Below are 26,110 nucleotides of genomic sequence, written 5' to 3'. Positions count from 1 at the left end.
GGAAGGTCCGAGCCGGGGACGGTAGTCGCAGGGGAAGTGAGACGCTTTAAGCTGCTTGCGGCGTGCCGTTGATCGCTTCGTCCACGAAGGAGGCGATGTCACGCATGCTGATGACCGAGACGAGGCTGTAATCGTCGATGACAGGCAGGTGCCGGATGTGATTCCGGTTCATCAGATGGCGGACGTGCTCGATCGTGTCGTTTGAGGTGCAGGATACGAGCTGCTGCACCGAGACGAGCTGCGAAACCTTGACGTTGACGGCATTGGCGCCGTGCTCGGCGACGGCGCGCACGACGTCGCGCTCGGTGAACATGCCGACCGCGGTGTTACCCTCGGAGCGGACCACGTCCTTCACCACAAGTGCGCTGATATTGTTGGCGCGCATCAGCTTGGCGGCGATACCCACCGTTTCGTTCATTCGCACCGTGACAACGCGCGGTGTCTTCTTGCGCAGAATGTCTCCGACCAGCATTGCAACCTCTCTGGGTGAATGATGCGGCAAGTGTGGTATACATAATGCCAATCGTCAAGCACTCGATTTGGCTGTTCCGAAAAATCTTGAGGCAACAATGCTGACGTTTGCCGTGAGCCAAAAAGAAAGAGGCGCATCGCTGCGCCCCCTGTCTCACCGTGCAAGGAGTGTTCGTTATGCCGTCTCGGTCTTGGCGTTCCCCGTCGCGGCGTTGGCGCTCTCGGCTTCCTTGCCGAGGATGAAGGAGCGGCGCATCGGCTTGATCACGAACAGCGCCGTCAGGGCCGCCGTCGCGTTCAGCGCGACTGCGACCACGAACACGGCCTTCCAGCCATACGTGGCCGAGATCACGCTGGCGAGCGGAACGAGCAGGGACGCGGTCCCCTTCGCCGTGTAGAGCATGCCGTTGTTGGTGGTTGCGAACTTCGAGCCGAAGGTGTCGCCGCAGGTCGCTGGGAACAGCGAGTAGATCTCGCCGAACACGCCGAAATAGACCGCGGTGGCGAGCACGAAGACGACAGGGACGTGGCCATAGGCCGACAGCGTCAGCAGCATCAGCGCGGCGGTGCCGAAGGCGATGAACATGGTGTGCTCGCGGCCGATCGTGTCGGAGACGAAGCCGAAGAACGGCCGTCCGAAACCGTCGAAGATGCGGTCGAGCGAGATCGCGAACGTCAATGCCGCCATCTGGAATCCGGCGAGCGTGACCGGCGTGTCGGCGATCTTGAAGTCGTGTGCGATCGGGGCGATCTGCGCCGCGGTCATCAGGCCGCCGGAGGCGACCATGACGAACACGAGATACATGACCCAGAAAATAGGGGTGCGCAGCACCTGGGGCGGGGTGAAGTCGATCTTGGTCTGCGGCAGATTGAGCTGCTTCTTCTTCGGCGGGATCGAGATCCGCGGCGGCTGAATGAAGAAGGCGAGCACGAAGACGATCACGCCCTGGCCGATGCCGAAGGTGAGGAACGCGTGCTGATAGCCGCTCGTTGCGATCATGGCTGCGATCGGCACGACGGTGAGTGCAGCGCCTGCGCCGAAGCCGGCGGCAGTCGCACCGGCGGCAAGGCCCCGGCGATCGGGAAACCATTTCAGCGCGTTGCCGACGCAGGTGCCGTACACGGCGCCCGCGCCCATGCCGCCGATGATCGCGGCCGCGTAGAGCAAGGTGAGGCTATCGGCATAGGAGTTGAGAATCCACGACAGCGCGATCATGACGCCGCCGAACATGATGACGATGCGCGGGCCGTATTTGTCGACGAACCAGGCCTCGATCGGCACCAGCCAGGTTTCGGTGACGACGAAGATGGTGAAGGCGAGCTGGATCGCGGCGCGTCCCCAATGGTGCGCGTGATCGATCGGATCGACGAACAGGGTCCAGCCATATTGCAGGTTGGCGATCATCGCCATGCAGACGATGCCCATGACCAGCTGGAGCCAGCGGAAACCTGTGCGGAGAGGCGCGGCCGTGACAGCGCCATCGGTGCTGGAAATCATCAAGAACCTCCCAAGCGCCTGTCTGGTTCGACACCGGTCGCAAGATGACCTGATGTCGCAATATTGTGGCTTATCGTCGCAAGCGCGGTGGCGACCTTGGTATACCATATTCCAGATTGCAAGCCCTATCTTGGCGCGCGCCTGAAAATTTGCGGAATTCCTTTAGGGACGGCGGGTTCACGAAAACGTCGCGCACAACGAAAACGCCCGGCCGCGAGGCCGGGCGTTTTGCGCGAGAAGCGCTTTTGGAGCGCGTCAGACGGTCGATTGCGCGACCACGACCTTGCGCCAGGGCTTGAGCACCGCGATCGCCAGCGCCGAGGCCAGGATGTTGGCGCCGGCTGCGATGATAAACACGTTGTCCCAACTGCCCGACGACTGCTGCATGTAGTTGCCGATCGGGACCAGCAGCGCGGCCGTACCCTTCGCGGTGTAGAGCAGGCCGGCATTGGTGGTCGCGAACTTGGCGCCGAACGTGTCGGTGCAGGTCGAGGGGAACAGCGAGTAGATCTCACCCCAAGCGAAGAACACGAAGCCCGAGAGCAGCACGAACCAGAGCGGATCGTGGCCCCAGAGGTAGAGCATCCAGATGCCGATACCTTCCATGCCGAAGGCGATGAACATCGTGTTCTCGCGGCCGATCATGTCGGAGATCCAGCCGAAGAACGGACGCGTCAGGCCGTTGAGCACGCGGTCGATCGTGGCCGCGAAGGTCACCGCGGTCATCGTCACCGCCATCAGCGTGACCGGCACGTTGTCGATCTTCCAGTCCGCCGCGATCGGCTTCAGGTTCGCCGTCACCATCAGGCCGCCAGCGCCGACAATCACGAACATGAAGTACATCAGCCAGAAGATCGGCTGACGCAGCACCTCGGTCGGCTGGTAGTTGCGCCGGGTCTGCTGCAGATTGGCGTTCACGACCGCGTTCGGCACCTGACCTGCTTTCGGCGCGAGCAGGAAGAAGGCGAGGATGCAGATGATAATGCCTTGTCCGAGGCCGAAATAAAGGAAGGTGGTCTGGAAACCGCTGTCCTTGATCATGGCCTGGATCGGCGCGACGGTCAGCGCGGAGCCCGCACCGAAACCAGCGGCCGTGATGCCCGCGGCAAGACCGCGCTTGTCCGGAAACCACTTCAGCGCGTTACCGACGCAGGTGCCGTAGACGCCGCCGGCGCCGATGCCTGCGATGATCATGCCGAGATAGTAGCCGTTGAGCGTGGTCGCCTCCGCGTTGATCGCCCAGCCGGCGGCACAGAGCACGCCGCCGACCAGCACCACGATGCGCGGACCGTATTTGTCGACGAACCATCCTTCGATCGGCACGAGCCAGGTCTCGAACAGCACGAACAGCGTAAAGGCCCATTGGATCGACGCACGATCCCAGCCGAACTTCTTCTGGATGTCGGGGACGAAGAACGTCCAGCCGTATTGATAATTGGCGATCATTACCATCGCCGCGACGCCAACTGCCAATTGCGTCCAGCGATACGTGTCGCTAACGCGCGCGGCTGTCGGGGCGGTTGCTTGCACCATGTCCGTCATAAAGCCTCCCGTGGCGCCTCTCATTTTTCTGCGAGCGCTGGAACGGCATTCTTGTATGCATTATGCCAAGCTTCAAGCGCTGGTCCGGTCACCGTGCGCAAATGCCGCAGGACCTTGCCCGGTTGCGGCTGTGACTCAGGACAGCACAAGTAGAAATGGCCCCGTGATCCGGGGCCATTCATCAAAAGTAGTATGCGGACTGATCTAAAACCGTCTCCCGCTGCGCGCGCAAGCGCGGGCGGCTGTCCGGCCTACAGGCCAAAGCGCGGCAGGTCGCCGTTGTGATTCGAGATCTCGGCGCTCGCCATCAGGAGGCGGTCGATCGTTGCCATCAGGCGGGCGAACAGCGTGGAGGAGGGCGCGAGAGCGACGGAAGCGGTCTTGGACATCGGAAATCCCTTTCTCGAGACGGTCAGTAGTGCTGTCTCATTTCGAAAGGGAATTTATGTATACCAGATGCCAATGTCTATGCATGCCATTGCATAGCAGCATTTAGCTCTTCGCATTGCAGCATAATAATCAGTTAAATGGGCCGATTTGAGCGGGATATGCCCAAAGCCGGCCGAAACTGAACCATTTGACCGTCGATATCCAAAAACGGAGCCTTGGCAGCGGCACATGAAGCCGTTAGTGGTCTGCCCCCTCCAATCATCTGTCAGAGTGGTTCATGTCGAGCGCCTCGCCCGCCGTCTCGATCGGCATCGATTTTGGGACCAGCAACACGGTCGTGGCCCTTGCGGCGGACGATCGCCGGGTCGAGGCCATCCGCTTCGACCATGGTGAGCAGCGCCACAGCGTCTTCGTGTCAGCGCTGTGCTTCTGGGAGGACCGGCCGGGAGCCGGCGCCCAGGCTGAAGGCGGCCCGTGGGCGATCGAGCAGTTCCTGGAAGGACGCCATGTCTACCGCTTCCTCCAGTCGTTCAAGACCTTTGCCGCAAGCTCCAGCTTCAACACCACCCAGGTGTTCCGGCAGCGCTACAAGTTCGAGGATATTTTGGCGGCGTTCCTGCGGACGCTGGCGCGGCATGGCGGCGATAAATTCGGCTTCGAGACGTCCACCATTACAGTCGGTCGCCCCGTCCGCTTCGCCGGGGGCAATCCCGACGAAGCGCTGGCGATGCAGCGCTACCGGGCCGCGTTCGAGCGCCTCGGCGCCGGCCACGCCCGCTATGTCTACGAACCCGTGGGCGCGGCGTTCTCCTTCGCCCGCCGGCTGGAGCGCGATGCGACCGTGCTGGTCGCGGATTTCGGTGGCGGCACCAGCGATTTCTCGGTGATGCGGTTCTCGCGTGCCGGCGGCGCCTTGCGCGCCGAGCCGCTCGGCCATGCCGGCATCGGGATTGCGGGCGACACCTTCGACTACCGTATCGTCGATCACGTCGTCTCGCCGCGGCTGGGCAAGGGCTCGAGCTTCCGCTCGTTCGACAAGGTGCTGCCGATCCCCACCGGCCACTACACTAATCTCGCGCGCTGGCATCAGCTCGCGATGATGAAGAGCAACGGCGACCTGCGCGAACTCCGGGAGCTTGCGCGCACCGCGGTGAAGCCGGCTCTGCTCGAGGATTTCATCACCATCGTCGATCTCGACCTCGGCTTTGCGCTGTACCGCGCGGTGTCCGACGCCAAGGTCGCGCTGTCGGCCCAGGATCAGGTGGAGTTCCGCTTCAAAGGAGGCGGGGTCGATATCGGCTCGACTATCACGCGGAAGAATTTCGAAGCCTGGATTGCCGACGACATCGCGAGGCTCGGGGCCACCGTCGACAAGGTGCTGGGCGAAGCCGGCATCACCGCGCGCGAGGTCGAGAAGGTGTTTTTGACCGGCGGCACGTCTTTCGTGCCGGCCGTTCGAAAACTGTTCGCCGAGCGGTTCGGCAACGAACGGCTGATGTCGGGCGATCAGTTCGAGTCGATTGCGTACGGCCTTGCTTTGATCGGACACAGCCCGGACCCGGACCGCTGGACCGCAAGCGGCGGGCTCCAGTCGAGGGCGGGCGCGTAGCCTACGGTCACGCGGCCGCCCCTAAGTCGCGTCCGATCGCTATTGCTTGATCTCAGGCTCGACGAGCTTCGCCAGATTGCGCAGCGATTCCTGCCAGCCGAGATAACAAGCCTCCGGCGGGATGACGTCGGGGATGCCGGCCTGCGTGATATCCAGCTCGGTGCCTACGGATACTTTCTTCAGGATCACGGTGACCTGGATCTCTCCCGGCAGATTGGGGTCGTCGAACCTGTCGGTGTAACGGAGACGTTCGCCGGGGACGAGCTCGAGATATTCGCCGCCGAAGGCGTGGCTGTTGCCCGTCGTGAAGTTACGGAACGACATCTTGAACGTGCCCCTGACCTTCGGCTCGAAATGATGGACGGCTGCAGGTGAAGCCATTCGGCGGAAGCCATTTTGCCAACGCATCCGCCTCCAGGAAGGCGCGATAGACTTTCTCCGCGCTGGTCGTGAGAACGCGGTGCAGGCGGACAGTGCTGGGCATGATCATTCTTCCTCATGAATCGCCGGGCTCGACGTGGGCGTCTACTGCCCGTTCATGTCCAGATGACGAAGGAGATGCTGCCGATCCGACGCGGCGTCTCGATTTTTTTTGATGGATCCACGCATGGGGCGCTCGGCAGCCTTCGAGAGCAGCTCGCCGGGGGGCGAAAGATGAGCGCTGAATAGCGCGCGTCCTGCACCTACCGCCGGGCTCCCGAGCCGTTAAATTCCGTCAAGCCTTGCAAATGGCGAGGATGAGGTATACGTTGAGGCTGTTCGTTCAGCCGCTGTGCCTTGTTGAATGCGCCCGCGGGCTCCTTTTCCATAGACATCGACGAATAGAATTTGTTCTGCGTGACGATCACGCGGAACCTGCGCGTATGCGCTTTGGAGAAGAAAATGACGACAGGTACTGTAAAGTGGTTTAACGGCCAGAAGGGCTTTGGATTCATTCAGCCGAACGACGGCGGCAACGATGTGTTCGTTCACATCAGCGCGGTCGAGCGGGCTGGTCTTGCAGGTCTCGCTGAAGGCCAAAAGGTCAACTTCGAACTCAAGACCGACAAGATGCGGGGCAAGGTCAGCGCTGAGAATCTCTCGCTGGCCTAAGCCTTGGTGCCGTTTCACGGATGTACTGAAACGGCCATGCCACCCGCTCGATCCCAGGATTGAGCGGGTTTTTGTCCGTTGCAGAGCAGGGTGAATAATGAGCGCCAAGAGACCGGCCGAACCGTCACCCGAAAGCATCGCGCGTTCTAACCGTCAGCGTTTGGCCGCTGAGGAAGGCGCGCGGGCGATGGTGGACGTTGGAAAGCAAGCCGTCGATGTTCGCAAGAACATGGCGCGGCTTCGAGAGCTGCGCCAGGCCAAGGAAGCGGCAGACGCCGCCCTTCAGGCGTCGCTGCCGCCGCCCGTCCCGACGAAGCGCAAGAAGAAGGTGACGCCATAACTGGCTTCCATTGCGCCGAGGACAATTTGGAGAGGGCCGATCACATGCCAAAGAGTGCGGGTCGTGCCTAGAATAAAGTCGGATGGCGGTGGCACCATCACCTTCTTTCTCGCGCTTGGCGCGGGACGACAGATGTGCCGTCTTGCGACGACGTTCCTGACGCAGAAGCAGGCTTTCAGTTATCTTCGCAAGAACCGGACCGAGTTCGAGCGCATGGCGCGGGCGCAGCTCGCTTCTGGTGCAGTCGAAGACGGAATCGTCGTGCTCTCGATGCTGTAGACCAGGCGGATTTCGGCGCCCCGCCTTTAGCGGAATTCGCGGTCGGAGTCTGGGATCGTCGTGCCTATTCGGAGCCGCTTCCCGGCTTCGCCTCCCGGGCCAATCGCTCCGCTTTCAGCCGTTCGCGATTCTCGTTGAAGGAGTTCTGGTCCTTCGCATAGTCATTGATCGGCTTCTGCGTTGTCGCAGGCTTGAACGCCTTGTTGGCTTCACGCTTGGCGCGATCAGAGGATTGATCTTTCGACATTTAAGCCCTCAATTTGATCAACGAGCGTGGTCCTGGCGAGTGCCGGACGCGACGCCACCCGTGCCCGAACTGAAAGGCCGACTTGCCATCCTCGGAAGCGAAGGCGACCAGTTCTTCAGCGTGGGGCAGGGTCTTTGCGAGGCGTGCTGCACTCGCCGTGGAGATGGCATGCTGGCATTTCCGGCATGCTCGCATTTCCGGGAGCACACCGGTCGAGGGAGCAACGGCCGGCCACCGCATCTGTTCCTCGCGAACCAATCTTTAATCCAGCCTTGGCGGCGCGGCAAGCGCGCCGATCGTGCGATGCAGCCTTTGCGCGCCAACAAAAAGGCCGCCGAAGCCGGCGGCCTTTCGCGTCGTGAGATAAGCCCGCTTATTCGGCGGCCTGCTTCTGCGGCGGATCGAGCGCGCCGGACTTGTGGATATCGGCGACCTGATGGTCCGAGAAGCCCAGCACGGTGCGCAGGATCTCGTCGGTGTGCTCGCCGAGCAGCGGGGATCGCTCCACCTCGCTCGGGGAGTCCGACAGCTTGATCGGGTTGCCGACGGAGATGTACTTGCCGCGGGTGGGGTGGTCGACCTCGACCACGGTGCCGGTCGCGCGCAGCGACTGGTCCTCGGCGATCTCCTTCATCGACAGGATCGGGCCGCAGGGAATGTCGTCCTTGTTGAGGATTTCCATCGCCTCGAACTTCGTCTTCGTCATCGTCCATTGTTCGATGCGGCCGAAGATCTCATTCAGGCGCGGCAGGCGGACGGCCGGCTTGGCGTAGTTCGGATCGGTCTTCCAGGAGGGCTCACCGATCACGTCGCAGATCTTCTCCCAGACCGGGGCCTGGGTGATGAAGTAGATATAGGCGTTGGGATCGGTCTCCCAGCCCTTGCACTTCAGGATGCGGCCGGGCTGGCCGCCGCCGGAATCGTTGCCGGCACGCGGCACGGCATCGCCGAACGGAATGCCTTCGCCGAACTGGCTGTATTCCTTGAGCGGACCATGGGCGAGGCGCTGCTGGTCGCGCAGCTTGACGCGCGCGAGATTGAGCACGCCGTCCTGCATCGCGGCGGTGACGCGCTGGCCCTTGCCGGAATGGGTGCGCTGATAGAGTGCGGTGACGATGCCGAGCGCCAGATGCAGACCGGTGCCGCTGTCGCCGATCTGCGCGCCGGTCACGAGGGGCAAGCCGTCGCGGAAGCCGGTGGTGGAGGCGGCGCCGCCGGTGCACTGGGCGACGTTCTCATAAACCTTGCAGTCCTCGTATGGTCCGGGACCAAAGCCCTTAATAGAGGCGACGATCATCTTCGGGTTGATCGCCTGGATCTTCTCCCAGGGGAAGCCCATGCGGTCGAGCACGCCGGGGCCGAAATTCTCGACCAACACGTCGCACTTCTTGATGAGCTCGGTGAGGACTTCCTTGCCCTTGGGGTTCTTGGTGTCGAGCGTGATCGAGCGCTTGTTGTGGTTGAGCATGGTGAAATACAGGCTGTCCACATTCGGGATGTCCTGCAGCTGGCCGCGGGTGATGTCACCCACGCCCGGGCGCTCCACCTTGATCACGTCGGCGCCGAACCATGCGAGCAACTGCGTGCAGGTCGGCCCGGACTGGACGTGGGTGAAGTCGAGAATGCGAACGCCCTCGAGCGCTTTTGTCATCGTGTTGCTCCGTACTCTGATCTACCCCTGCACCCGCAGGGACCTTGTGGGTTGACGGGGATGCTTACTTCTTCTTCTGCAGAACGCTCTGCGGATTGAGGTTGCCGATGCGGCCGCTCTCGGAACCGGCGGCCGGATCGATCACGGCGTTGATGAGCGTCGGCTTGCCCGAAGCCATGGCCTCGTTGACGGCGCGCTTGAGCTCGTCCGGTGAGGTGGCATTGACGCCGACGCCGCCGAAGGCTTCCATCATCTTGTCGTAGCGGGCGCCCTTGACGAACACCGTCGTCGCCGGATCGGCGTTGGCGCCGTTGACGTCGGTGCCGCGATAGATGCCGTCATTGTTGAAGATGACGACGCAGATCGGCAAATTGTAGCGGCAGATGGTCTCGACCTCCATGCCGGAGAAGCCGAAGGCCGAGTCGCCTTCGACCGCGAGCACGGGATGGCCGGTCTCGAGAGCAGCCGCGATCGCCTGGCCCATGCCAATGCCCATCACGCCCCAGGTGCCGACGTCGAGACGCTTGCGTGGGCGATACATGTCGATGACGCCGCGGGCGAGGTCGAGCGTGTTGGCGCCCTCGTTGACGAGGATCGCCTCGGGATGATCCTTGATGACGTTTTTCAGCACGCCGAGCGCGCCGTGATAGTCCATCGGCGATTTGTTGTTCATGAGCTTCGGCGCCATCTTGGCGACGTTCTCTTCGCGCTTGGTCGAAATCGCCTTGGTCCATTCGGCAGGCGGGGCGGTCCAGCCCGAAGCCATCGCCTGGTTGAAGGCGGAGACGACCGAGCCGATGTCGCCGACGACGGGCGCGACGATCTCGACGTTGGAGTCCATCTCGCGCGGTTCGATGTCGACCTGGATGAACTTCTTGGGCGCTTCGCCCCAGTTCTTGCCCTTGCCGTGCGAGAGCAGCCAGTTCAGCCGGGCGCCGATCAGCAGGACGACGTCGGATTCCTTCAGCACCGTCGAGCGGGCAGCGCCTGCGCACTGCGGATGGGTGTCTGAGAGGAGACCCTTGGCCATGCTCATCGGCAGGAAGGGGATACCGCTCTTCTCGACGAAGGTTTTGATCTCCTCGTCGGCCTGCGCGTAGGCCGCGCCCTTGCCGAGGATGATGAGAGGGCGCTTTGCGCTCTTCAAAACATCAAGCGCGCGCTTGATCGAAGCGGGCGAGGGGATCTGCGCGGGAGCCGCGTCGATTACCTTGACCAGCGACTTCTGGCCGGCATCGGCGTTCATCACCTGGCCGAACAGCTTTGCCGGCAGGTCGAGATAGACGCCGCCCGGACGGCCGGAGACGGCAGCACGGATGGCACGGGCAAGACCAATGCCGATGTCCTGGGCGTGCAGCACACGGTAGGCTGCCTTGCACAGCGGCTTGGCGATCGCGAGCTGGTCCATCTCTTCATAGTCGCCCTGCTGGAGGTCGACGATCTCGCGCTCGGAGGAGCCCGAGATCAGGATCATCGGGTAGCAGTTGGTGGTGGCGTGGGCGAGCGCGGTGAGACCGTTGAGGAAGCCGGGCGCGGAGACGGTGAGGCAGATGCCGGGCTTCTTGGTGAGGTAGCCGGCGATGCCCGCCGCATAACCGGCGTTCTGCTCGTGGCGGAACGAAATCATGCGAATACCGGCCGCCTGCGCCATGCGGCCCAAATCCGTGATCGGGATGCCCGGCACATTATAGATGGTGTTGATGCCGTTCAGCTTGAGCGCGTCAATGACGAGATGAAAACCATCCGTCAATTCCTGCTCGGTGCCCGGTGCTTCGGACTTGGTCGCGGTATTCAGCATGGGCCTTGTCTCCCTGGTCTCAAGATGCCGTTTCAGGCTTTTGGGGGCGATGCCTCGCCCTTTGGTGAACGTTGCCGGCTAGAAGAGTTCCTGACCATGCGCTTCGACGTAAGCGGCAAGGCCAAGGGTGTGATCGCGGGCGCGCTTCTCGGCGAGCTCGGTATCGCGCGCCTCCAGGGCTTCGATCATGCCGAGATGCTCGGGAAGCGACGTCGCGGTGCGGTCCTTGCGTCCGATGGTCAATTGCCGATAGCCACGCACATGCAGCAGCAAGTCGTTGGTGAGATCGACCAGCACCGGTGATTCCGACAGCGAGATCAGCGCCTGGTGGAAGGCGATGTTGGCGCGCGAATATTCCTCGACGTGATCCTCGGGCAGGCGATCCTTGCCAAATTCCTTGAAGTAGTCGCGCAGCGCCGTGATGTCTTTCTTGCGCGCTGTGGCGGTGATGAGGCGAGCCGCCATGCTCTCCAGCGCCGCCCAGGCGCGGATCATGTCGACGATCTCGCTCTTGGTCCTTCGGACCACCATGATGCCGCGGCGAGGAACCGTCTTCACGAAACCGTCTTGCTCTAGCATCGCGATGGCTTCGCGGATCGGCGTGCGGCTCACGCCGAGGCGCTCGGACAACGCGCGCTCGTCGAGCATGACGGGTTCGGGCGTCGAGTAGATGTCCATCTTGAGGATGGCTTCCTTCAAGGCGTCATACGCCTTGTTCTTGAAGCTCGACTCCGGGGCAATACGAACGATTGCGATATCTGCCTCGGCCATGTTCGGCAACGCCTTGGTTGGTTTCCGCAGTGACACGACGAATCTCCTCCAGTGGGAGTCGTCTTTTACAGGATTATTAACGGGAAAGTTTTTGGCATACCAAATACCAGAATGTCAAGCTGCCTATTTTTTGCAGCGTTCTAAGGTGCGCTGCAGCTTGACAAGTTGGCTTCTGGCATACCAAATGCCATCGCCAGCTATTTTTGATCCAAGCCGGCGTAGTAATCTCGGCTTTATGCCACTCCGTTCCGCGACATGGAACAGAGCGCGGCGAATGGAAAGCATCACGGGCAGCCGCAACGCGCGCGCGCTTTGAGAACGCAAGAACCAAGGTCAAGGGAGAGCCACATGTCCAATTCCAAAGATGCCGTCCGCAAGGTGCTTGACCAGGTCAAGGCGGACAAGCGCACCAGCCTGACCGCGCCGGAAGGCAAGCTGGTCTGCGACGCCTACGGCATTGCGGTGCCGAAGGAGGGGGTGGCGAAATCGGCCGGCGAGGCCGGCAAGATGGCCGCCTCGATGGGCTTCCCGGTGGTGATGAAGATCGTCTCGCCGGACATTCTTCACAAGACCGAAGCCGGCGGCGTCATCGTTGGCCTCAAATCGGCAGAAGACGCCGAGAAGGCCTACGAGACCATTCTCGGCAACGCCAGGAAGTACAAGTCTGATGCCAAGATCGAGGGTGTCCAGGTGCAGCAGATGCTGGCCGGCGGCACCGAAGTGATCGTCGGGTCGATCACCGACGCCTCGTTCGGCAAGCTGGTTGCCTTCGGTCTCGGCGGCGTGCTGGTCGAAGTCCTGAAGGACATCACCTTCCGCCTCGCGCCCGCGACAAAGCAAGATGCGCTGTCGATGCTCGACGGCATCCAGGCGCATGAAATTTTGAAGGGCGTTCGCGGCGGCGAGCCGGTGAACCGCACGGCGCTCGCCGATGTCATCGTCAAGGTCTCGCAGCTCGTCACCGATTTCCCCGAGATCGTCGAGCTCGATCTCAACCCGGTGTTCGCGACGGCCAAGGACGCGATCGCGGCCGACGTCCGCATCGTCGTCGACTTCGCTTACGTGCCCAAGCCGAAGCCGCGCCCGACCGAAGAGATCGTCGCGGCCATGAGCCGCATCATGCAGCCGAAGGCGGTTGCCGTGGTCGGCGCTTCGGCCGAAGACGGCAAGATCGGCAATTCCGTGATGAAGAACCTCATCAACGGCGGCTACAAGGGCGACATCTACCCGATCCATCCCAAGGCCGCCGAGATCCTCGGCTACAAGGCCTACAAGAGCGTCAAGGACGTGCCCGGTGTGATCGACACCGCGGTGTTCGCAATTCCCGCGAAGTTCGTGGCCGCGGCGCTCACCGAATGCGGCGAGAAGAAAATTCCCGGCGCGGTTCTGATCCCGTCGGGCTTCGCGGAAGCCGGCGCGCCGGAACTCCAGGCCGAGATCGTCGAAGTCGGCAAGAAGTACGACATCCGCCTGATGGGACCGAACATCTACGGCTTCTATTATACGCCTGCCAATCTCTGCGCGACCTTCTGCACCGCCTATGATGTCAAGGGCCACGCGGCACTGTCTTCGCAATCGGGCGGCATCGGCATGGCCATCATCGGCTTCTCCCGTTCGGCCAAGATGGGCGTGTCGGCGATCGTCGGCCTCGGCAACAAGTCCGACATCGACGAGGACGATCTGCTCGCCTTCTTCGAGCAGGATCCGAACACGAACCTGATCGCGCAGCACTGCGAAGACCTCAAGGACGGCCGCGCCTTTGCGGAAGCCGCAAAACGCGTCTCCAAGAAAAAACCGGTCATCGTGCTCAAGGCCGGCCGCACCTCCGCCGGTGCTAAGGCGGCCTCGTCGCACACCGGCGCGCTCGCCGGCAACGACAAGATCTACGAGGATGTCCTGGCCCAGTCCGGCGTGATCCGCGCCCGTAGCTTGCGGCAGCTGCTCGAATTCGCGCGGGGCGTGCCGGTGCTGCCGACGCCGAAGGGCGAGAACGTGCTGATCATTACCGGTGCAGGCGGTTCGGGCGTGCTGTTGTCGGACTCCTGCGTCGACAACGGCTTGTCGCTGATGTCAATGCCGCCGGATCTGGATGCGGCCTTCCGCAAGTTCATCCCGCCGTTTGGCGCGGCCGGAAATCCCGTGGACATCACCGGCGGTGAGCCGCCGATCACCTACGTCAACACCGTAAAACTCGGCCTGACGGACGAGCGCATCCACTCGCTGATCCTCGGCTACTGGCACACCATCGTCACGCCGCCGATGGTGTTCGCCCGCAACATGGTCGAGGTGAAGAAGGAGATGGAGGCCAAGGGCTTCGTGAAGCCGATCGTCGCCTCGCTCGCCGGCGACGTCGAGGTTGAGGAAGCCGCCGAATATCTCTACCAGAACGGCATTCCGGCCTATGCCTACTCGACCGAACTGCCGGTCGAGGTCCTCGGTGCCAAGTACAAATGGGCGCGCGGAGCAGGGCTGCTCTGAGCCGACGATGCCGCTTCACCTCTCCCCGCGCGCGGGGAGAGGTGAGAACAGTCAGGTCGCGATGGGCAGGAACGTGATCCGGCGCAAATCGATCGAGCCCCGATCGCCATCGGCGGCCGATCACGACGCGCGCGACGGCGGCGTGCAGTCCGTCGATCGCGCGCTGTCGATCCTCGAGACATTGTCCGAAGACGACGAAGGCTATCGCCTCAGCGATCTCGCCGTCCGCACCGGGCTCTCGGCCTCGACCGTGCATCGCCTGCTGGCGACGCTGGAAAGCCGCCGCTTCGTGCAGTTCGACCGCGCCGAATCCAAATGGCATGTCGGCGTGCGCAGCTTCACGGTGGGCGCGAGCTTTGCGCGGCGGCGCAATTTCAGTGCCCAGGCCATTCCTTACTTGCGCAAGCTGCGTGATCTTACCCGCGAGACCGCCAATCTCGCCGTGGTCGACGACGAGTTCATCATCGTGCTGACCCGGATGGAGAGCCGCGAGATCATGCGCTCGCTGACCCAAGTCGGCGGCCGCGTTCCGATGGTGACCTCCGGCGTCGGCAAGGCGGTGCTCGCGACCTATTCCGACGAGGACGTCGGCGCCGTCATCCGCCATCACGGCATGCCACGCCTGACCGAGAAGTCGATCGTGCGGCCGAGCGACCTGTTCAAGGAGCTCGAAAAGATCCGCAAGCAAGGCTACGCGCTGGATGATGAAGAGGCCTGCATGGGCCTGCGCTGCGTTGCAGCGGTGGTCTACAACGCCTGCGCCGAGCCGCTTGCTGCGATTTCGGTGTCCGGCATGACCAGCCGGCTGACCGATCAGCGGTTACCGGAAATCGGGCAAATCGTCCGTGATGTTGCCGCCGAACTGACGGCAGCGCTCGGCGGGGCAATTCCGACGCCCCGCTAATCGGAAACCGGGGGTATGTCACTGGACAGTGTCGGCCGTTTTGGCTGATATGCGACCAAACGACACGATGCGGCAAACGTCCGCATGAGCCCGGAGACGTCCCATGTTTCAACTTCCCGCGCGCCTCGTCGGCGCAGCCGTCGCGCTGACCCTTGCGGCAGCCACGCCGGCCTTTGCCCAGCAGCTCGAGCTCAAGCTGATGGCACCTGCGGCGCCGGGCGGTGGTTGGGACCAGACCGCGCGCTCGATGCAGCAGGCGCTGGTCGCTGCCGGCGTCGCACGCAGCGTGCAGGTCACCAACGTTCCCGGCGCAGGCGGCAGTGTCGGCATCGCGCAGTTCGTCAACGGCGCCAAGGGCGACGGCAACCAGCTGATGGTCAACGGCTTCGTTATGGTGGGCGCGCTCGCCATGAACAAATCACCCGTCACGCTCGAGCAGGTGACGCCGATCGCGCGCCTCACCGAGGAAATCCAGGTGATCGTGGTGCCGGCGAATTCTCCGATCAAGACCGCGCAGGATCTGGCCGCAGCGGTGAAGGCCGACATCGCCAAAGTGACCTTCGCCGGGGGCTCGGCCGGTGGCGTCGATCATGTGATGGCAGCATTGTTCGCCGGCGCCGTTGGCGCCGACGCGAAGAAGATCAACTACATCCCGTTCTCGGGCGGCGGCGAGTCGCTCGCCGCCATTCTCGGCGCGAAGGTCACTGCCGGCATTTCCGGCCTCAGCGAATATGATGGGCAGATCAAGTCGGGCAAGCTGCGCGCGATCGGCGTGACCTCGGAGAAACGCATTCCAGGCAGCGACATCCCGACCTTCAAGGAGCAGGGCATCGACCTCGTGATCGCCAACTGGCGCTCGGTGGTCGCGCCTCCCGGAATCACGCCGGAGCAGCGCAAGACGCTGAGCGACGCGGTCGAGAAGATGGTGAAGTCGGACGCCTGGAAAGACATCCTCAAGCAGAAGGGCTGGGAGGATGCCTATCTCGGCGGTGACGCCTTCGCCGATTTCCTGAAGAAAGAAACGGTGCGTGTGACGGACGTGCTGAGATCAGTCGGCCTGGTCAAGTCATGACCTCAGGCGATCCCGTCCAGCCACCGCGGCGCGTCGATCGCGCCGGCGTCGTCATCGCCGCGCTGCTCGCAGGTCTTGCCGCGGTGCTGGTCTGGGATGCGCACGGCCTGCAATCGACCGCGATGTACGGGATGGGGCCGGAAGCCATGCCGGTCGTGATCGCCTCCGGCCTCGCGCTGCTCGCGATCGGCAATCTCGTTGACGCGCTGCGCGGCGGTCTGCCAGCGCGCGAGAGCGCAGATCCCGTGCCTGTGGTCTTCATCCTCGCCGGCCTTGCGCTGCTGATTGCCATCATCGGCTTCGGCGGCGGGTTCATCCTGGCGACGTCGGCGCTGTTCGTCACGACCTCGGCGGCATTTGGGCGCCGGGCTGTCCTCGTCGATTCCGCCATCGCCCTCGTGATGTCGACCCTCATTTACCTCGCGTTCGACCGCCTGTTGACGTTGAGTCTTCCGGCCGGCCCCCTGGAGCGACTGCTGTGATGGAAACTTTCGCGGCGCTGGCCCACGGCATGGCGGTCGCCGTCCAGCCGATGAATCTCCTCTACGCCCTGATCGGCGTATTCCTCGGCACCGCCGTGGGCGTGCTGCCCGGCATCGGCCCGGCGTTGACGGTCGCGCTGCTGCTGCCGGTGACGTACAAGCTCGATCCTGGCGGTTCGCTGATCATGTTTGCCGGCATCTATTACGGCGGCATGTATGGTGGATCGACTACGGCCATCTTGATCAACACGCCCGGCGAGAGCGCCTCGATGGCGACGGCGCTCGAAGGCAACAAGATGGCCAAGGCCGGCCGCGGCGGGCCGGCGCTCGCGACCTCCGCGATCGGCTCCTTCGTCGCCGGCACCATCGCCACCATCGGGCTTGCCTTTCTCGCGCCGTGGTTGGTCGATTTCGCCGTGCGCTTTGGCCCGGAGGATTATTTCGCGCTGATGTGCGTCGCCTTCGTCACGGTGTCGGCGACCTTCGGCGATTCCCCGATCCGCGGCCTGACCAGCCTGTTTATTGGTCTGACATTAGGTCTCGTCGGTATCGACAAGCTGACCGGTCAGGCGCGGCTTGCGTTCGGGGTGCCCGAGCTGCTCGACGGCGTCGAGGTGACGACGCTCGCGGTCGGCCTGTTCGCGGTGGGCGAGGCGCTCTACGTCGCATCGCGCCGCCACCACACCGAAGAGAAGCTCGAGCCGGTGCGCGGCTCGCTGTGGATGACCAAGGAAGACTGGAAGCGATCGTGGAAGCCGTGGTTGCGCGGCACCATGTTCGGCTTCCCAATCGGTGCGCTGCCTGCCGGCGGCGCGGAGATCCCGACTTTCCTGTCCTATTCCTGCGAGAAGCGACTGACCAAATACCCCGAAGAATTCGGCAAGGGCGCGATCGAAGGTGTCGCAGGACCGGAGGCCGCCAACAACGCTTCGGCTGCCGGCACGCTGGTGCCGCTCTTGACGTTGGGATTGCCGACCTCGGCGACGGCCGCGATGATGCTGGCGGGCTTCCAGCAATACGGCCTCAACCCGGGGCCGCTGCTGTTCGCTGAGCGGCCCGACCTCGTGTGGGGCCTGATCGCGAGCCTGTTCATCGCCAATTGCATGCTGCTGGTGCTCAATCTGCCGCTGGTTGGCCTATGGGTGCGGCTGCTGGCGATCCCGCAGCCGTGGCTCTATGCCGGCATCCTCGTGTTCGCGACCATGGGCACCATCGCCGCAAAGCCGTCGGTGGTCGAACTGTCGATGCTGGCCGGCTTCGGCGTGCTCGGCTTTCTGATGCGGCGGTTCGATTTTCCGATCGCGCCCGTCGTGGTCGGCCTGATTCTCGGCCCGATCGCCGAGAGCCAGCTGCGTCGCGCGCTCGCGATCAGTCTCGGCGATCCCATGACGTTGCTCCAGAGCCCGATCTCGGCGACGCTGCTTGCGCTGGCGTTCATCGCCCTGCTGGCACCCTTCGTGCTGAAAGGGATGGGACGCTTCAAGGCGAACGAGGACTAGCCATTCCGCCGCGAGCGTCTTCTAATGTTACGTTCATCTCGTAGGAAAAGTCATGCCGTCAGAGCTCCGTTCGCCCCGTCTCGCTGTCCTGATCGATGCAGACAATGCTTCGGCAAAGATCGCCGATGGGCTGTTCGAGGAGATTGCCAAGATCGGCGAGGCCAGCGTTCGCCGCATCTACGGCGACTTCTCCAATGCCAGGTCGAGGGGCTGGGCCGACATCCTGTCCAAACACGCCATCATCCCGCAGCAGCAGTTCGCCTATACGACGGGGAAGAATGCCTCCGACATCACGCTGGTCATCGACGCAATGGACCTGCTTCACAGCGGCCGGTTCGATGGCTTTTGCCTGGTGTCGTCGGACAGCGATTTCACCCGTCTGGCCGCCCGCATCCGGGAGCAGGGCATCGACGTCTTTGGGTTCGGCGAACAGAAGACGCCGGAGAGCTTCCGGCAGGCCTGTCGAAGGTTCGTCTACACGGAGAACTTGCTTGCCGCCCCAGCGAACACCCAGGACGCCGCCTCGAGATCGACGTCGCTTCAGCCGCTCGATGCCGCAACCCCCATCATCAAGAAGGTCATCACCCAGATGGAAAGCGAGGACGGCTGGGTGACGCTCGGGGAAGTTGGCCGCCAGCTCGCCAATCTCGCGTCCGATTTCGATCCGCGAACGTTCGGCTTCCGCAAGCTGAGTGACCTCGTGCGCAAGACGAATGCGTTCGAGATTGACGAGCAGAACGGGAGGTCGATGCGGATTCGGGTCAAGCCCGCTGCCGCACCGGCCCCGCGACGACGGAACTCGCGCAGACCTGCGAGGCCAGCGGCGGCAGGCGCTTCTCCGCCTAAAGCGTAAGCAGAGCCTGCCGTTATATTTGCGCTTGCCCAGTCGGGCGCAGGGCGTAACCATCGCAGGGCCATAACGCCACGCGAGGGTTCTGATGACCAGACTTACCCGCTTCGCCGTCGCACCGCTGCATTCGATGACCCGGCGTCTCGCCGATGTGGCCTCGGCGCGTGTCGCGCCGGATCTCGTCGTCACCGGCGCGCGGGTGCTCTCGACCTATTCGGAGCGCATCCATGCGAACCGCGAAATCTGGATCACCGGCGGCCGCATTGCTGCGATGAAGCCGGCCGGCGCTGCGAAGAATGTCTTCGGCGACGTGCCGGTTTACGACGCGGCGGGCGGCATCATCGCGCCGGGGCTGGTCGATCCGCACATCCACATCGAATCCTCGATGGTGACGGCCTGCGCCTATGCCGAGGCCGCCCTGCTCAACGGCACCACCACAATCTTCTGCGACAGCCACGAGATCGGCAACGTCATGGACGTCGTCGGCGTCGAGGCGATGCTGGAGGACGCACGCGAGGCTCCGCTCTCGATCTTCCTGACGGTGCCCTCGACGGTTCCTGCGACTTCGGCCGCACTGGAGACTGCGGGCGGCGATCTGACGCCCGACAAGATCGCCGGCCTGTTCGACCGTTGGCCGGAAGCCGTCGGGCTCGGCGAGAAGATGGATTTCGTGCCTGTCACCATGGGCGATGAGCGAAGCCACGCCATCCTCGCTGCCGCCCTGAAGCGCGGCCGGCCGGTGTCCGGCCATATCTATGGCCGCGACTTCGTTGCGGCCTATGCGGCGAGCGGCATCACCGACACCCATGAGGCGATCGACCGCGACATCGCCGACGATCTGCTCGATGCCGGGGTCTGGGTGTTCCTGCGCGGGGGACCGCCGACCACGCCCTGGCACTCGCTGCCGCAGGCGATCCGGACCATCACCGAGCTCGGCGCCTCGCACAAGCGCACGGCCGTGTGCACCGACGATCGCGACGCCGACGATCTCCTGCTGTTCGGTCTCGACTGGGTGGTGCGCGAAGCCGTGAAAGCAGGGATGTCGCCGGAGCAGGCCTGGTCGATGGGCTCGCTGCATGGCGCGACGCGCTTCAACATGGACAGCGATATCGGCGGGCTCGGCGGCGGGCGCCGCGCCGATCTGGTGCTGATGGACGACAATCTGAAGCCGCAATGCACCTGGTATGGCGGCGAACTCGTGGTCGAAAACCGAAAAATCACGCCGAAGCTCGAGCAGGCGCTGTCGCAGCGCTATCAATATCCGCAGGCGGCCTATGCGACGGTGAAGCTGCCCGAGAAGGTCAAGCTGACGCCGGAGCTGCCGGCGAAGGCCTGCACTGTCAACGCGATCAAGACCGCGTTGCCCGGCATCACGCTGATCCATGAGAAGATCGCGATCGAGCCCGCAAAGGACTGGCCCTCACTGTTCGCCCGCTACGGCCTATGCTTCGTCACGGTGGTCGAACGCCACGGCAAGTCGGCCGGCAATGTCGCCTACGGCCTGTTGAAGGACTTTGGACTGAAGCGCGGCGCGGTCGCCTCCAGCGTCGGGCACGACAGCCACAACATCATCGTTGCCGGCACCAACGAGGCCGATATGCAGGTCGCGGTCGCCGCCATCAAGGAGCAACAGGGCGCCGTCTGCCTCGTCGCCGAGGGCAAGGTGAGGGCGCTAGTGCCGCTGCCGATCGCTGGGCTCTTGTCCGACAAGCGCGTCACGGAGGTGGCGGAAGAGGTCAAGGCGCTGAAGAAGGAATGGGCGGAGGCCGGCTGCACCATCCCCTACATGGGTTTCAATCTGATTCCGCTATCGGTCATTCCGGAAATTCGTATCACCGACAAGGGCCTCGTGCTGGTGCCGCAGATGCAGCTGGCGCCGCTGTTCGAGTGATCGCTTTCACGGATATCTCGATCTAACCGATTGAGACCGCCACGTTTTTCCCGCGGCTGCCGCATCGTGGAAAATAAAATCGATCTCGTTGAGTGAAGCCCTCGCGGGCCCGATGATCTCGCTCGAGCCAATGCAACTCAAGCGAGGTCCGATATGGCGAAGATGCGAGCCATCGATGCTGCCGTGCGAATTCTGGAGAAGGAGGGCATCTCGACTGCCTTCGGCGTTCCCGGGGCCGCGATCAATCCGCTTTACTCGGCGCTGAAGAAGCGCGGCTCGATCCGCCATATCCTGGCGCGCCATGTCGAGGGTGCCTCGCACATGGCCGAGGGCTATACGCGGGCCAAGGCCGGCAATATCGGCGTCTGCATCGGCACCTCGGGGCCGGCCGGGACCGACATGATCACCGGGCTCTATTCCGCGATCGCTGATTCCATCCCGATCCTCTGCATCACCGGGCAGGCGCCGCGCGCGCGGCTCTACAAGGAGGATTTCCAAGCCGTCGACATCGAGTCGATCGCAAAGCCCGTGACCAAATGGGCGGTGACGGTGCGCGAGCCGGCGCTGGTGCCCCGCGTGTTCAGCCAGGCGTTTCACGTGATGCGCTCGGGAAGGCCCGGCCCGGTGCTGATCGACATGCCGCTCGACGTGCAGCTCGCCGAGATCGAGTTCGACGACGAGACCTATGAGCCATTGCCGGTCTACAAGCCGACCGCGACCCGCAAGCAGGTCGAGAAGGCGCTGGAGATGCTCAATGCGGCCGAACGGCCGCTGATCGTCGCGGGCGGCGGCGTGATCAATGCCGACGCCTCGGATCTGCTGGTGGAATTCGCCGAGATTGCCAACGTGCCGGTCGTGCCGACGCTGATGGGCTGGGGGGCCATCCCCGACGACCACGTGCTGATGGCCGGCATGGTCGGTCTTCAGACCAGTCACCGTTACGGCAATGCCACCATGCTCGAATCCGATTTCGTGCTCGGCATCGGCAATCGCTGGGCCAACCGCCACACCGGCTCGATCGAGACCTACACCAAGGGGCGCACCTTCGTGCATGTCGACATCGAGCCGACGCAGATCGGGCGCGTGTTCAATCCCGATCTCGGCATCGTCTCGGACGCGAAGGCCGCTCTCGAACTCTTCGTCACCGTCGCCAGGGAGTGGCGCCGGTCCGGCAGGTTGCGCGAGCGCCAGGCGTGGCCCGCTGCCTGCCGCGACCGGAAGAAGACAATGTTGCGCAAGAGCCATTTCGATAACGTCCCGATCAAGCCCCAGCGCGTCTACGAGGAGATGACCAAGGCGTTTGGCCGTGACACCTGCTACGTCTCCGTGATCGGCCTGTCGCAGATCGCCGGCGCGCAGTTCCTGGGCGTCTACAAGCCGCGCAACTGGATCAATGCCGGGCAGGCGGGCCCGCTCGGCTGGACGCTACCCGCGGCGCTCGGCGTGCGCGCGGCGTGTCCGGATCGTGATATCGTCGCGCTCTCAGGCGACTACGATTTCCAATTCCTGATCGAGGAGCTCGCAGTTGGGGCGCAATTCAATCTGCCCTACATCCACGTCGTCGTGAACAATTCCTATCTCGGCCTGATCCGCCAAGCCCAGCGCGGCTTCGACATGGACTATCACGTCCAGCTCTCGTTCGAGAACATCAACGCGCCTGAGCTCGGCGGCTACGGTGTCGATCACGTCGCTGTCGCCGAAGGGCTCGGCTGCAAGGCGATCCGCGTCACCAACCCGAAGGACTCGCAGGCGGCGTTCGCGACCGCGCGCGAATGGATGGCCAAGCATCGCGTGCCTGTGATGGTCGAGTTCATCCTCGAACGCGTCACCAACATCGCGATGGGCACCGAGATCGACAACATCGTCGAGTTCGAGGAGGTGCTGGATCTGCCGCTCGACGAGGTCGCGACAGCGAGGCCCGGCGTGCTGCAGCCGGCGGAATAGGGAGATAGCAACATGCCGAAATTCGCTGCGAACCTCACCATGCTCTTCAACGAAATGCCGTTCGTGGACCGCTTCGCCGGGGCCAAAGCGGCGGGCTTTTCCGGGGTCGAGTACCTCTTCCCCTATGATTTCGACAAGGCGCAGTTGCGCGAGCAGCTCGACAGCCATGGGCTGACGCAGGTGCTGCACAATCTGCCGGCCGGCAATTGGGCCGCGGGCGAGCGCGGCATCGCGATCCTGCCGGATCGCGTCAGCGAGTTCAGGGACGGCGTGTTTCGTGCCATCGACTATGCCAAGGCGCTCGATTGCGAGCAGCTCAACTGTCTCGTCGGCATCGCGCCCGTCGATGCCGATCCGCGTGAGCTCAACGAAACGCTGGTCGGGAACCTGCGCTTTGCGGCGTCGACCCTGGCGCGGGAGAACATCAAGCTTCTGGTCGAGCCGATCAACACGCTCGACATCCCCGGCTTCTTTCTGAACGGCACCGAGCAGGCCGTGCAGCTGATCTCCGAGGTGCGCTCGAACAATCTGTTCGTCCAGTACGACATCTACCACATGCAGATCATGGAGGGCGACCTCGCCCGTACTATGCAGGAATACCTGCCGCAGATCGCGCACATCCAGCTCGCCGATAATCCCGGCCGCCACGAGCCCGGCACGGGCGAGATCAACTATCCCTTCCTGTTCCGCCATCTCGACGCGATCGGGTATCGCGGCTGGATCGGTTGCGAATACAAGCCGCGCACCACGACGCTGGACGGCCTGTCCTGGCACGCGGCGCAGACTTTCGAGACCTGAGGAAACTTTGACATGATCGACATCGGCTTTATCGGACTTGGCACCATGGGACGGCCGATGGCCGGTCATCTTCTGGCCGCAGGCCATCGCGTTCTCCTGCACGATGTCGGGCCGGTCGCACCCGAGCTGATCGCCGCCGGCGGCGTTGCCTGCAAGTCAAGCAAGGAGGTTGCGGAGGAAGCGGATGCGGTCATCATCATGGTGCCCGATACGCCGCATGTGGAGGCCGTGCTGTTTGGCAATGACGGCGTCGCGGGCGGCATTTCCAAGGGCAAGATCGTGGTCGACATGAGCTCGATCTCACCGCTGGCGACCAAGGAGTTTGCGAAGAAGATCGAGGCGCTCGGCGCGGATTATCTCGACGCACCGGTGTCAGGCGGGGAGGTCGGTGCCAAGGCGGCAAGCCTCACCATCATGGTCGGTGGCCCCGAGCGCGCCTTCAACACCATGAAGCCGATCTTCGACCGGATGGGGAAGAACGTCACCCGCGTCGGCGCCAATGGCGACGGCCAGACGACGAAGGTCGCCAACCAGATCATCGTCGCGTTGACGATCGAGGCGGTCAGCGAAGCGCTGCTGTTCGCGTCGAAAGCCGGTGCGGATCCGGCACTGGTGCGGCAGGCCCTGATGGGCGGCTTTGCGTCGTCGCGGATTCTCGAAGTGCATGGCGAGCGCATGGTGAAGCGCAATTTCGATCCCGGTTTCCGCATCGAGCTGCACCAGAAGGATCTCAACCTCGCGCTTGAAGGCGCCCGCGCGCTCGGCCTGTCGCTGCCGAGCACGGCACTGGCGCAGCAATTGTTCTCGTCTTGCACCGCACATGGCGGCAAGGGTTGGGATCACTCGGCAATGGTGCGTGCGCTGGAACTGATGGCGGGGCACGAGATCGCCGCAGCCTGAACTGTTACCAGGTAACAGTCTCCACTTGTAGTTCTGCCTAGATCCGGCGGGGAACCGGAACAATGATCCGGCCCCGCGGTTGAAGGCGCACAACAATCACTGGAGACATAAGCACATGAAGACCCGTCTTGCGATTACGTTCGCTGCCGCGTCGCTGCTGGCGTCGAGTGCAGCCTTTGCCCAGTCGACGACCGAACAGGGCGCCAGGGACGGCGCTCGCGCGGGCGGCGACATCGGCGGCCCGGTCGGAGCGATGGTCGGTGGTACCGTCGGTGCGGCGGTCGGCGCTGGCCTGGAAATTCCGAATGCGATCCTCGGCGGAATTCCGCGCGATGATTCCGTCGTGGTCCACGAGCGCGTCGTGGTCGGCGAGCCACTGCCGCCGACCGTGGTGCTGCGGCCCGTGCCGAACTACACCGAATATCGCTATGCGGTCGTGAACGATCGCCGCGTGATCGTGGAGCCGCGCACGCGCCGCGTCGTTAAGATCATCGACTGATCGACCGGAGCGTGAGCTTTGAAGAGACGGGCCCTGCGGAGCGTCACTCCGCGGGGCCTTGACTCGTCAGGGCCGAATTTGCGCGAAACCGCGTCATGGCCCAATCGGCGATGGCCGCCAGCGCGAAACCGATGCAGGTGGTGCCGGCATCGACCAGAAAGTCCTCCAGCCGCGCATGCCGTCCCGGTGCCCAGAATTGCATCAGTTCCAGCAGGCCGATCAGCACCACGGCGATCGCTGTGGCCGACAGGCGGCGGCGCGGATAGGCGAGGCCGAAGGCTACTCCCACCAGGACGAAGGCAAGGGCATGTTCGCCGTCCTGGCCAAGGTCGGAATGGGGCCGTAGGCCTGGCGGGCCGAGGGTTGCAAAGGCGACGGCGGCGGCAAGCAGCCAGGCAGAGGAGCGAAGCAAAATGGACATCCGCACCGCTTAGCACGGATTGCAGCAGCCTGCCGAGGCGCCAGGATCAGATCGCCGTGTAGTTAATGACGAACCGTTAAAGTGGCTCGCGCACGCCAAGGCCGTGCATGAAGCGTTCCCGGATTTGTACGGGATCGCGTCGGGTGGCGCCGACGCCGGGCTTGTCATCGATGCGGACGGCGATCAGGCTGGGCTCGCCGGCCGACATGGCTTCCTCGACCAGACGCTCGAAATCCGCCTCGTCCGCGGCCCAGGCGCTGTTGGCAAGCCCGGAGCCGGTTGCGATGGCGACGATGTCAGCCACGTTCGCGGCCGGTGTCGGCTGCGCGCCCGTGATCTGGTAGATGCCGTTGTCCATCACGATCATGATGAGGTTCTTCGGCTTCAACGCCGCGATCGTCGAGAGTGCGCCGAGCTGCATCAGCAGCGAGCCGTCGCCTTCGAGCGCAAAGACGCGCCGGTCCGGCTGCGCCAGCGCCACGCCCAGCGCGATCGGGAAGGCGAGCCCCATGCTGCCGAGCATGTAGAAATTTTGCGCACGGTGGCCGGCGGCCCAGAGGTCGAAATTGGTGTTGCCGATGCCGCCGATCACGGCTTCCTCGTGCTCGAGTTTCGCGATCAGGCGCGAGGTGACGTCGAAGCGGTTCATCACTTTGGTGTTGCGCACGTCTGTATTCATTTGGG

The 26,110-nt window shown here is 63.5% G+C and carries 25 protein-coding genes and 1 pseudogene; 15 read left to right on the top strand and 11 right to left on the bottom strand.

The window, feature by feature from the left end; all coding sequences use genetic code 11:
• Nucleotides 1-46: 46 nt before the first annotated feature.
• From AC0L23_RS20490 to AC0L23_RS20475, 4 genes are all read right to left on the bottom strand, one after another.
• Nucleotides 47-472: a CBS domain-containing protein gene (locus tag AC0L23_RS20490; RefSeq protein ID WP_018458573.1), complete on the bottom strand. Its 426-nt coding sequence runs from the start codon at nt 470-472 to the stop codon at nt 47-49.
• A gap of 174 nt (nt 473-646) precedes the next feature.
• On the bottom strand, nt 647-1,969 hold the full coding sequence (gene oxlT, locus AC0L23_RS20485) for an oxalate/formate MFS antiporter (protein WP_018458574.1): 1,323 nt from the start codon (nt 1,967-1,969) through the stop codon (nt 647-649).
• Between the two features lie 255 nt (nt 1,970-2,224).
• Entirely contained in the window at nt 2,225-3,511 is a 1,287-nt protein-coding gene (gene oxlT, locus AC0L23_RS20480; protein WP_026233613.1) for an oxalate/formate MFS antiporter, read from the bottom strand.
• Nucleotides 3,512-3,762: 251 nt separating this feature from the next.
• The gene (locus tag AC0L23_RS20475; protein ID WP_018458576.1) at nt 3,763-3,900 is read right to left on the bottom strand and encodes a hypothetical protein; all 138 of its coding nucleotides are present in this window, start codon (nt 3,898-3,900) and stop codon (nt 3,763-3,765) included.
• A gap of 278 nt (nt 3,901-4,178) precedes the next feature.
• Here AC0L23_RS20475 and AC0L23_RS20470 point away from each other — a divergent pair, with 278 nt between their 5' ends.
• A complete protein-coding gene (locus AC0L23_RS20470) occupies nt 4,179-5,510 on the top strand; it encodes an Hsp70 family protein (RefSeq protein WP_018458577.1) in 1,332 nt (443 codons plus the stop codon).
• Between the two features lie 39 nt (nt 5,511-5,549).
• Here the strand turns inward: AC0L23_RS20470 and AC0L23_RS20465 are convergent.
• Nucleotides 5,550-5,994 (bottom strand): annotated as a pseudogene (locus AC0L23_RS20465) (SRPBCC family protein).
• Nucleotides 5,995-6,392: 398 nt separating this feature from the next.
• Here AC0L23_RS20465 and AC0L23_RS20460 point away from each other — a divergent pair.
• From AC0L23_RS20460 to AC0L23_RS20450, 3 genes are all read left to right on the top strand, one after another.
• Nucleotides 6,393-6,602 carry a cold-shock protein gene (locus tag AC0L23_RS20460; protein ID WP_007593324.1) on the top strand — a complete coding sequence of 70 codons (210 nt, stop codon included), beginning with the start codon at nt 6,393-6,395 and terminating at the stop codon, nt 6,600-6,602.
• A gap of 97 nt (nt 6,603-6,699) precedes the next feature.
• Nucleotides 6,700-6,942, top strand: coding sequence for a hypothetical protein (locus AC0L23_RS20455; RefSeq protein ID WP_026233615.1), 243 nt, complete (start codon nt 6,700-6,702; stop codon nt 6,940-6,942).
• A gap of 54 nt (nt 6,943-6,996) precedes the next feature.
• On the top strand, nt 6,997-7,221 hold the full coding sequence (locus AC0L23_RS20450) for a hypothetical protein (protein ID WP_026233616.1): 225 nt from the start codon (nt 6,997-6,999) through the stop codon (nt 7,219-7,221).
• Nucleotides 7,222-7,285: 64 nt separating this feature from the next.
• Here AC0L23_RS20450 and AC0L23_RS20445 read toward each other — a convergent pair whose 3' ends face one another.
• The 4 genes from AC0L23_RS20445 to AC0L23_RS20430 form a co-directional block, all read right to left on the bottom strand.
• Nucleotides 7,286-7,468 (bottom strand): hypothetical protein, encoded by a 183-nt coding sequence (locus tag AC0L23_RS20445; RefSeq protein ID WP_007608360.1) that lies wholly within the window; start codon nt 7,466-7,468, stop codon nt 7,286-7,288.
• A gap of 373 nt (nt 7,469-7,841) precedes the next feature.
• A complete protein-coding gene (frc, locus tag AC0L23_RS20440) occupies nt 7,842-9,119 on the bottom strand; it encodes a formyl-CoA transferase (RefSeq protein WP_018458582.1) in 1,278 nt (425 codons plus the stop codon).
• A 64-nt stretch (nt 9,120-9,183) separates the two neighbouring features.
• Complete coding sequence (gene oxc / locus AC0L23_RS20435) at nt 9,184-10,917, bottom strand: oxalyl-CoA decarboxylase (protein WP_007608367.1); 1,734 nt, start codon at nt 10,915-10,917, stop codon at nt 9,184-9,186.
• A 78-nt stretch (nt 10,918-10,995) separates the two neighbouring features.
• Nucleotides 10,996-11,688, bottom strand: coding sequence for a GntR family transcriptional regulator (locus AC0L23_RS20430; RefSeq protein WP_162496371.1), 693 nt, complete (start codon nt 11,686-11,688; stop codon nt 10,996-10,998).
• A gap of 348 nt (nt 11,689-12,036) precedes the next feature.
• Here AC0L23_RS20430 and AC0L23_RS20425 point away from each other — a divergent pair, with 348 nt between their 5' ends.
• The 11 genes from AC0L23_RS20425 to AC0L23_RS20375 all read left to right on the top strand — a co-directional run bounded on the left by AC0L23_RS20425 (nt 12,037) and on the right by AC0L23_RS20375 (nt 25,005).
• Nucleotides 12,037-14,166, top strand: coding sequence for an acetate--CoA ligase family protein (locus tag AC0L23_RS20425; RefSeq protein ID WP_204510723.1), 2,130 nt, complete (start codon nt 12,037-12,039; stop codon nt 14,164-14,166).
• A gap of 61 nt (nt 14,167-14,227) precedes the next feature.
• Nucleotides 14,228-15,070 (top strand): IclR family transcriptional regulator, encoded by an 843-nt coding sequence (locus AC0L23_RS20420; RefSeq protein WP_018458585.1) that lies wholly within the window; start codon nt 14,228-14,230, stop codon nt 15,068-15,070.
• 103 nt (nt 15,071-15,173) lie between these two features.
• Complete coding sequence (locus AC0L23_RS20415; protein WP_018458586.1) at nt 15,174-16,142, top strand: Bug family tripartite tricarboxylate transporter substrate binding protein; 969 nt, start codon at nt 15,174-15,176, stop codon at nt 16,140-16,142.
• Nucleotides 16,139-16,624, top strand: coding sequence for a tripartite tricarboxylate transporter TctB family protein (locus tag AC0L23_RS20410; protein WP_473357365.1), 486 nt, complete (start codon nt 16,139-16,141; stop codon nt 16,622-16,624). Before AC0L23_RS20415 ends, AC0L23_RS20410 begins: the two co-directional genes overlap by 4 nt.
• Entirely contained in the window at nt 16,624-18,123 is a 1,500-nt protein-coding gene (locus AC0L23_RS20405; RefSeq protein ID WP_018458588.1) for a tripartite tricarboxylate transporter permease, read from the top strand. The genes AC0L23_RS20410 and AC0L23_RS20405 overlap by 1 nt, the downstream gene beginning before the upstream one ends.
• A gap of 52 nt (nt 18,124-18,175) precedes the next feature.
• The gene (locus tag AC0L23_RS20400; RefSeq protein WP_085352320.1) at nt 18,176-18,976 is read left to right on the top strand and encodes an NYN domain-containing protein; all 801 of its coding nucleotides are present in this window, start codon (nt 18,176-18,178) and stop codon (nt 18,974-18,976) included.
• Between the two features lie 85 nt (nt 18,977-19,061).
• Complete coding sequence (locus tag AC0L23_RS20395; protein ID WP_247490117.1) at nt 19,062-20,864, top strand: adenine deaminase; 1,803 nt, start codon at nt 19,062-19,064, stop codon at nt 20,862-20,864.
• Between the two features lie 153 nt (nt 20,865-21,017).
• Nucleotides 21,018-22,808 carry a glyoxylate carboligase gene (gene gcl, locus AC0L23_RS20390; RefSeq protein WP_473357364.1) on the top strand — a complete coding sequence of 597 codons (1,791 nt, stop codon included), beginning with the start codon at nt 21,018-21,020 and terminating at the stop codon, nt 22,806-22,808.
• 12 nt (nt 22,809-22,820) lie between these two features.
• Nucleotides 22,821-23,606, top strand: coding sequence for a hydroxypyruvate isomerase (gene hyi / locus AC0L23_RS20385; RefSeq protein ID WP_473357363.1), 786 nt, complete (start codon nt 22,821-22,823; stop codon nt 23,604-23,606).
• 12 nt (nt 23,607-23,618) lie between these two features.
• Nucleotides 23,619-24,506, top strand: coding sequence for a 2-hydroxy-3-oxopropionate reductase (locus tag AC0L23_RS20380; protein ID WP_473357362.1), 888 nt, complete (start codon nt 23,619-23,621; stop codon nt 24,504-24,506).
• Between the two features lie 115 nt (nt 24,507-24,621).
• The gene (locus AC0L23_RS20375) at nt 24,622-25,005 is read left to right on the top strand and encodes a DUF1236 domain-containing protein (RefSeq protein WP_018458594.1); all 384 of its coding nucleotides are present in this window, start codon (nt 24,622-24,624) and stop codon (nt 25,003-25,005) included.
• Between the two features lie 43 nt (nt 25,006-25,048).
• Here the strand turns inward: AC0L23_RS20375 and AC0L23_RS20370 are convergent, their stop codons facing one another.
• Together AC0L23_RS20370 and AC0L23_RS20365 are read right to left on the bottom strand one after the other, a co-directional pair.
• Nucleotides 25,049-25,426, bottom strand: coding sequence for a VanZ family protein (locus AC0L23_RS20370; RefSeq protein ID WP_085395512.1), 378 nt, complete (start codon nt 25,424-25,426; stop codon nt 25,049-25,051).
• Nucleotides 25,427-25,502: 76 nt separating this feature from the next.
• Nucleotides 25,503-26,105, bottom strand: a complete 603-nt coding sequence (locus AC0L23_RS20365) for a thiamine pyrophosphate-dependent enzyme (RefSeq protein ID WP_018458596.1) — start codon at nt 26,103-26,105, stop codon at nt 25,503-25,505.
• Nucleotides 26,106-26,110 lie beyond the last annotated feature (5 nt).

Source organism: Bradyrhizobium sp. MI1.4 (genome assembly GCF_055811315.1).
This window is presented reverse-complemented; position numbering and strand designations above follow the sequence as displayed.

Bases quoted from the DNA above. Each gene is read 5' to 3' on its own strand.
- AC0L23_RS20490 (WP_018458573.1), bottom strand. From the start codon at position 472: ATGCTGGTCGGAGACATTCTGCGCAAGAAGACACCGCGCGTTGTCACG.
- oxlT (WP_018458574.1), bottom strand. From the start codon at position 1,969: ATGATTTCCAGCACCGATGGCGCTGTCACGGCCGCGCCTCTCCGCACA.
- oxlT (WP_026233613.1), bottom strand. From the start codon at position 3,511: ATGACGGACATGGTGCAAGCAACCGCCCCGACAGCCGCGCGCGTTAGC.
- AC0L23_RS20475 (WP_018458576.1), bottom strand. From the start codon at position 3,900: ATGTCCAAGACCGCTTCCGTCGCTCTCGCGCCCTCCTCCACGCTGTTC.
- AC0L23_RS20470 (WP_018458577.1), top strand. From the start codon at position 4,179: ATGTCGAGCGCCTCGCCCGCCGTCTCGATCGGCATCGATTTTGGGACC.
- AC0L23_RS20460 (WP_007593324.1), top strand. From the start codon at position 6,393: ATGACGACAGGTACTGTAAAGTGGTTTAACGGCCAGAAGGGCTTTGGA.
- AC0L23_RS20455 (WP_026233615.1), top strand. From the start codon at position 6,700: ATGAGCGCCAAGAGACCGGCCGAACCGTCACCCGAAAGCATCGCGCGT.
- AC0L23_RS20445 (WP_007608360.1), bottom strand. From the start codon at position 7,468: ATGTCGAAAGATCAATCCTCTGATCGCGCCAAGCGTGAAGCCAACAAG.
- frc (WP_018458582.1), bottom strand. From the start codon at position 9,119: ATGACAAAAGCGCTCGAGGGCGTTCGCATTCTCGACTTCACCCACGTC.
- oxc (WP_007608367.1), bottom strand. From the start codon at position 10,917: ATGCTGAATACCGCGACCAAGTCCGAAGCACCGGGCACCGAGCAGGAA.
- AC0L23_RS20430 (WP_162496371.1), bottom strand. From the start codon at position 11,688: ATGGCCGAGGCAGATATCGCAATCGTTCGTATTGCCCCGGAGTCGAGC.
- AC0L23_RS20425 (WP_204510723.1), top strand. From the start codon at position 12,037: ATGTCCAATTCCAAAGATGCCGTCCGCAAGGTGCTTGACCAGGTCAAG.
- AC0L23_RS20420 (WP_018458585.1), top strand. From the start codon at position 14,228: ATGGGCAGGAACGTGATCCGGCGCAAATCGATCGAGCCCCGATCGCCA.
- AC0L23_RS20415 (WP_018458586.1), top strand. From the start codon at position 15,174: ATGTTTCAACTTCCCGCGCGCCTCGTCGGCGCAGCCGTCGCGCTGACC.
- AC0L23_RS20410 (WP_473357365.1), top strand. From the start codon at position 16,139: ATGACCTCAGGCGATCCCGTCCAGCCACCGCGGCGCGTCGATCGCGCC.
- AC0L23_RS20405 (WP_018458588.1), top strand. From the start codon at position 16,624: ATGGAAACTTTCGCGGCGCTGGCCCACGGCATGGCGGTCGCCGTCCAG.
- AC0L23_RS20400 (WP_085352320.1), top strand. From the start codon at position 18,176: ATGCCGTCAGAGCTCCGTTCGCCCCGTCTCGCTGTCCTGATCGATGCA.
- AC0L23_RS20395 (WP_247490117.1), top strand. From the start codon at position 19,062: ATGACCAGACTTACCCGCTTCGCCGTCGCACCGCTGCATTCGATGACC.
- gcl (WP_473357364.1), top strand. From the start codon at position 21,018: ATGGCGAAGATGCGAGCCATCGATGCTGCCGTGCGAATTCTGGAGAAG.
- hyi (WP_473357363.1), top strand. From the start codon at position 22,821: ATGCCGAAATTCGCTGCGAACCTCACCATGCTCTTCAACGAAATGCCG.
- AC0L23_RS20380 (WP_473357362.1), top strand. From the start codon at position 23,619: ATGATCGACATCGGCTTTATCGGACTTGGCACCATGGGACGGCCGATG.
- AC0L23_RS20375 (WP_018458594.1), top strand. From the start codon at position 24,622: ATGAAGACCCGTCTTGCGATTACGTTCGCTGCCGCGTCGCTGCTGGCG.
- AC0L23_RS20370 (WP_085395512.1), bottom strand. From the start codon at position 25,426: ATGTCCATTTTGCTTCGCTCCTCTGCCTGGCTGCTTGCCGCCGCCGTC.
- AC0L23_RS20365 (WP_018458596.1), bottom strand. From the start codon at position 26,105: ATGAATACAGACGTGCGCAACACCAAAGTGATGAACCGCTTCGACGTC.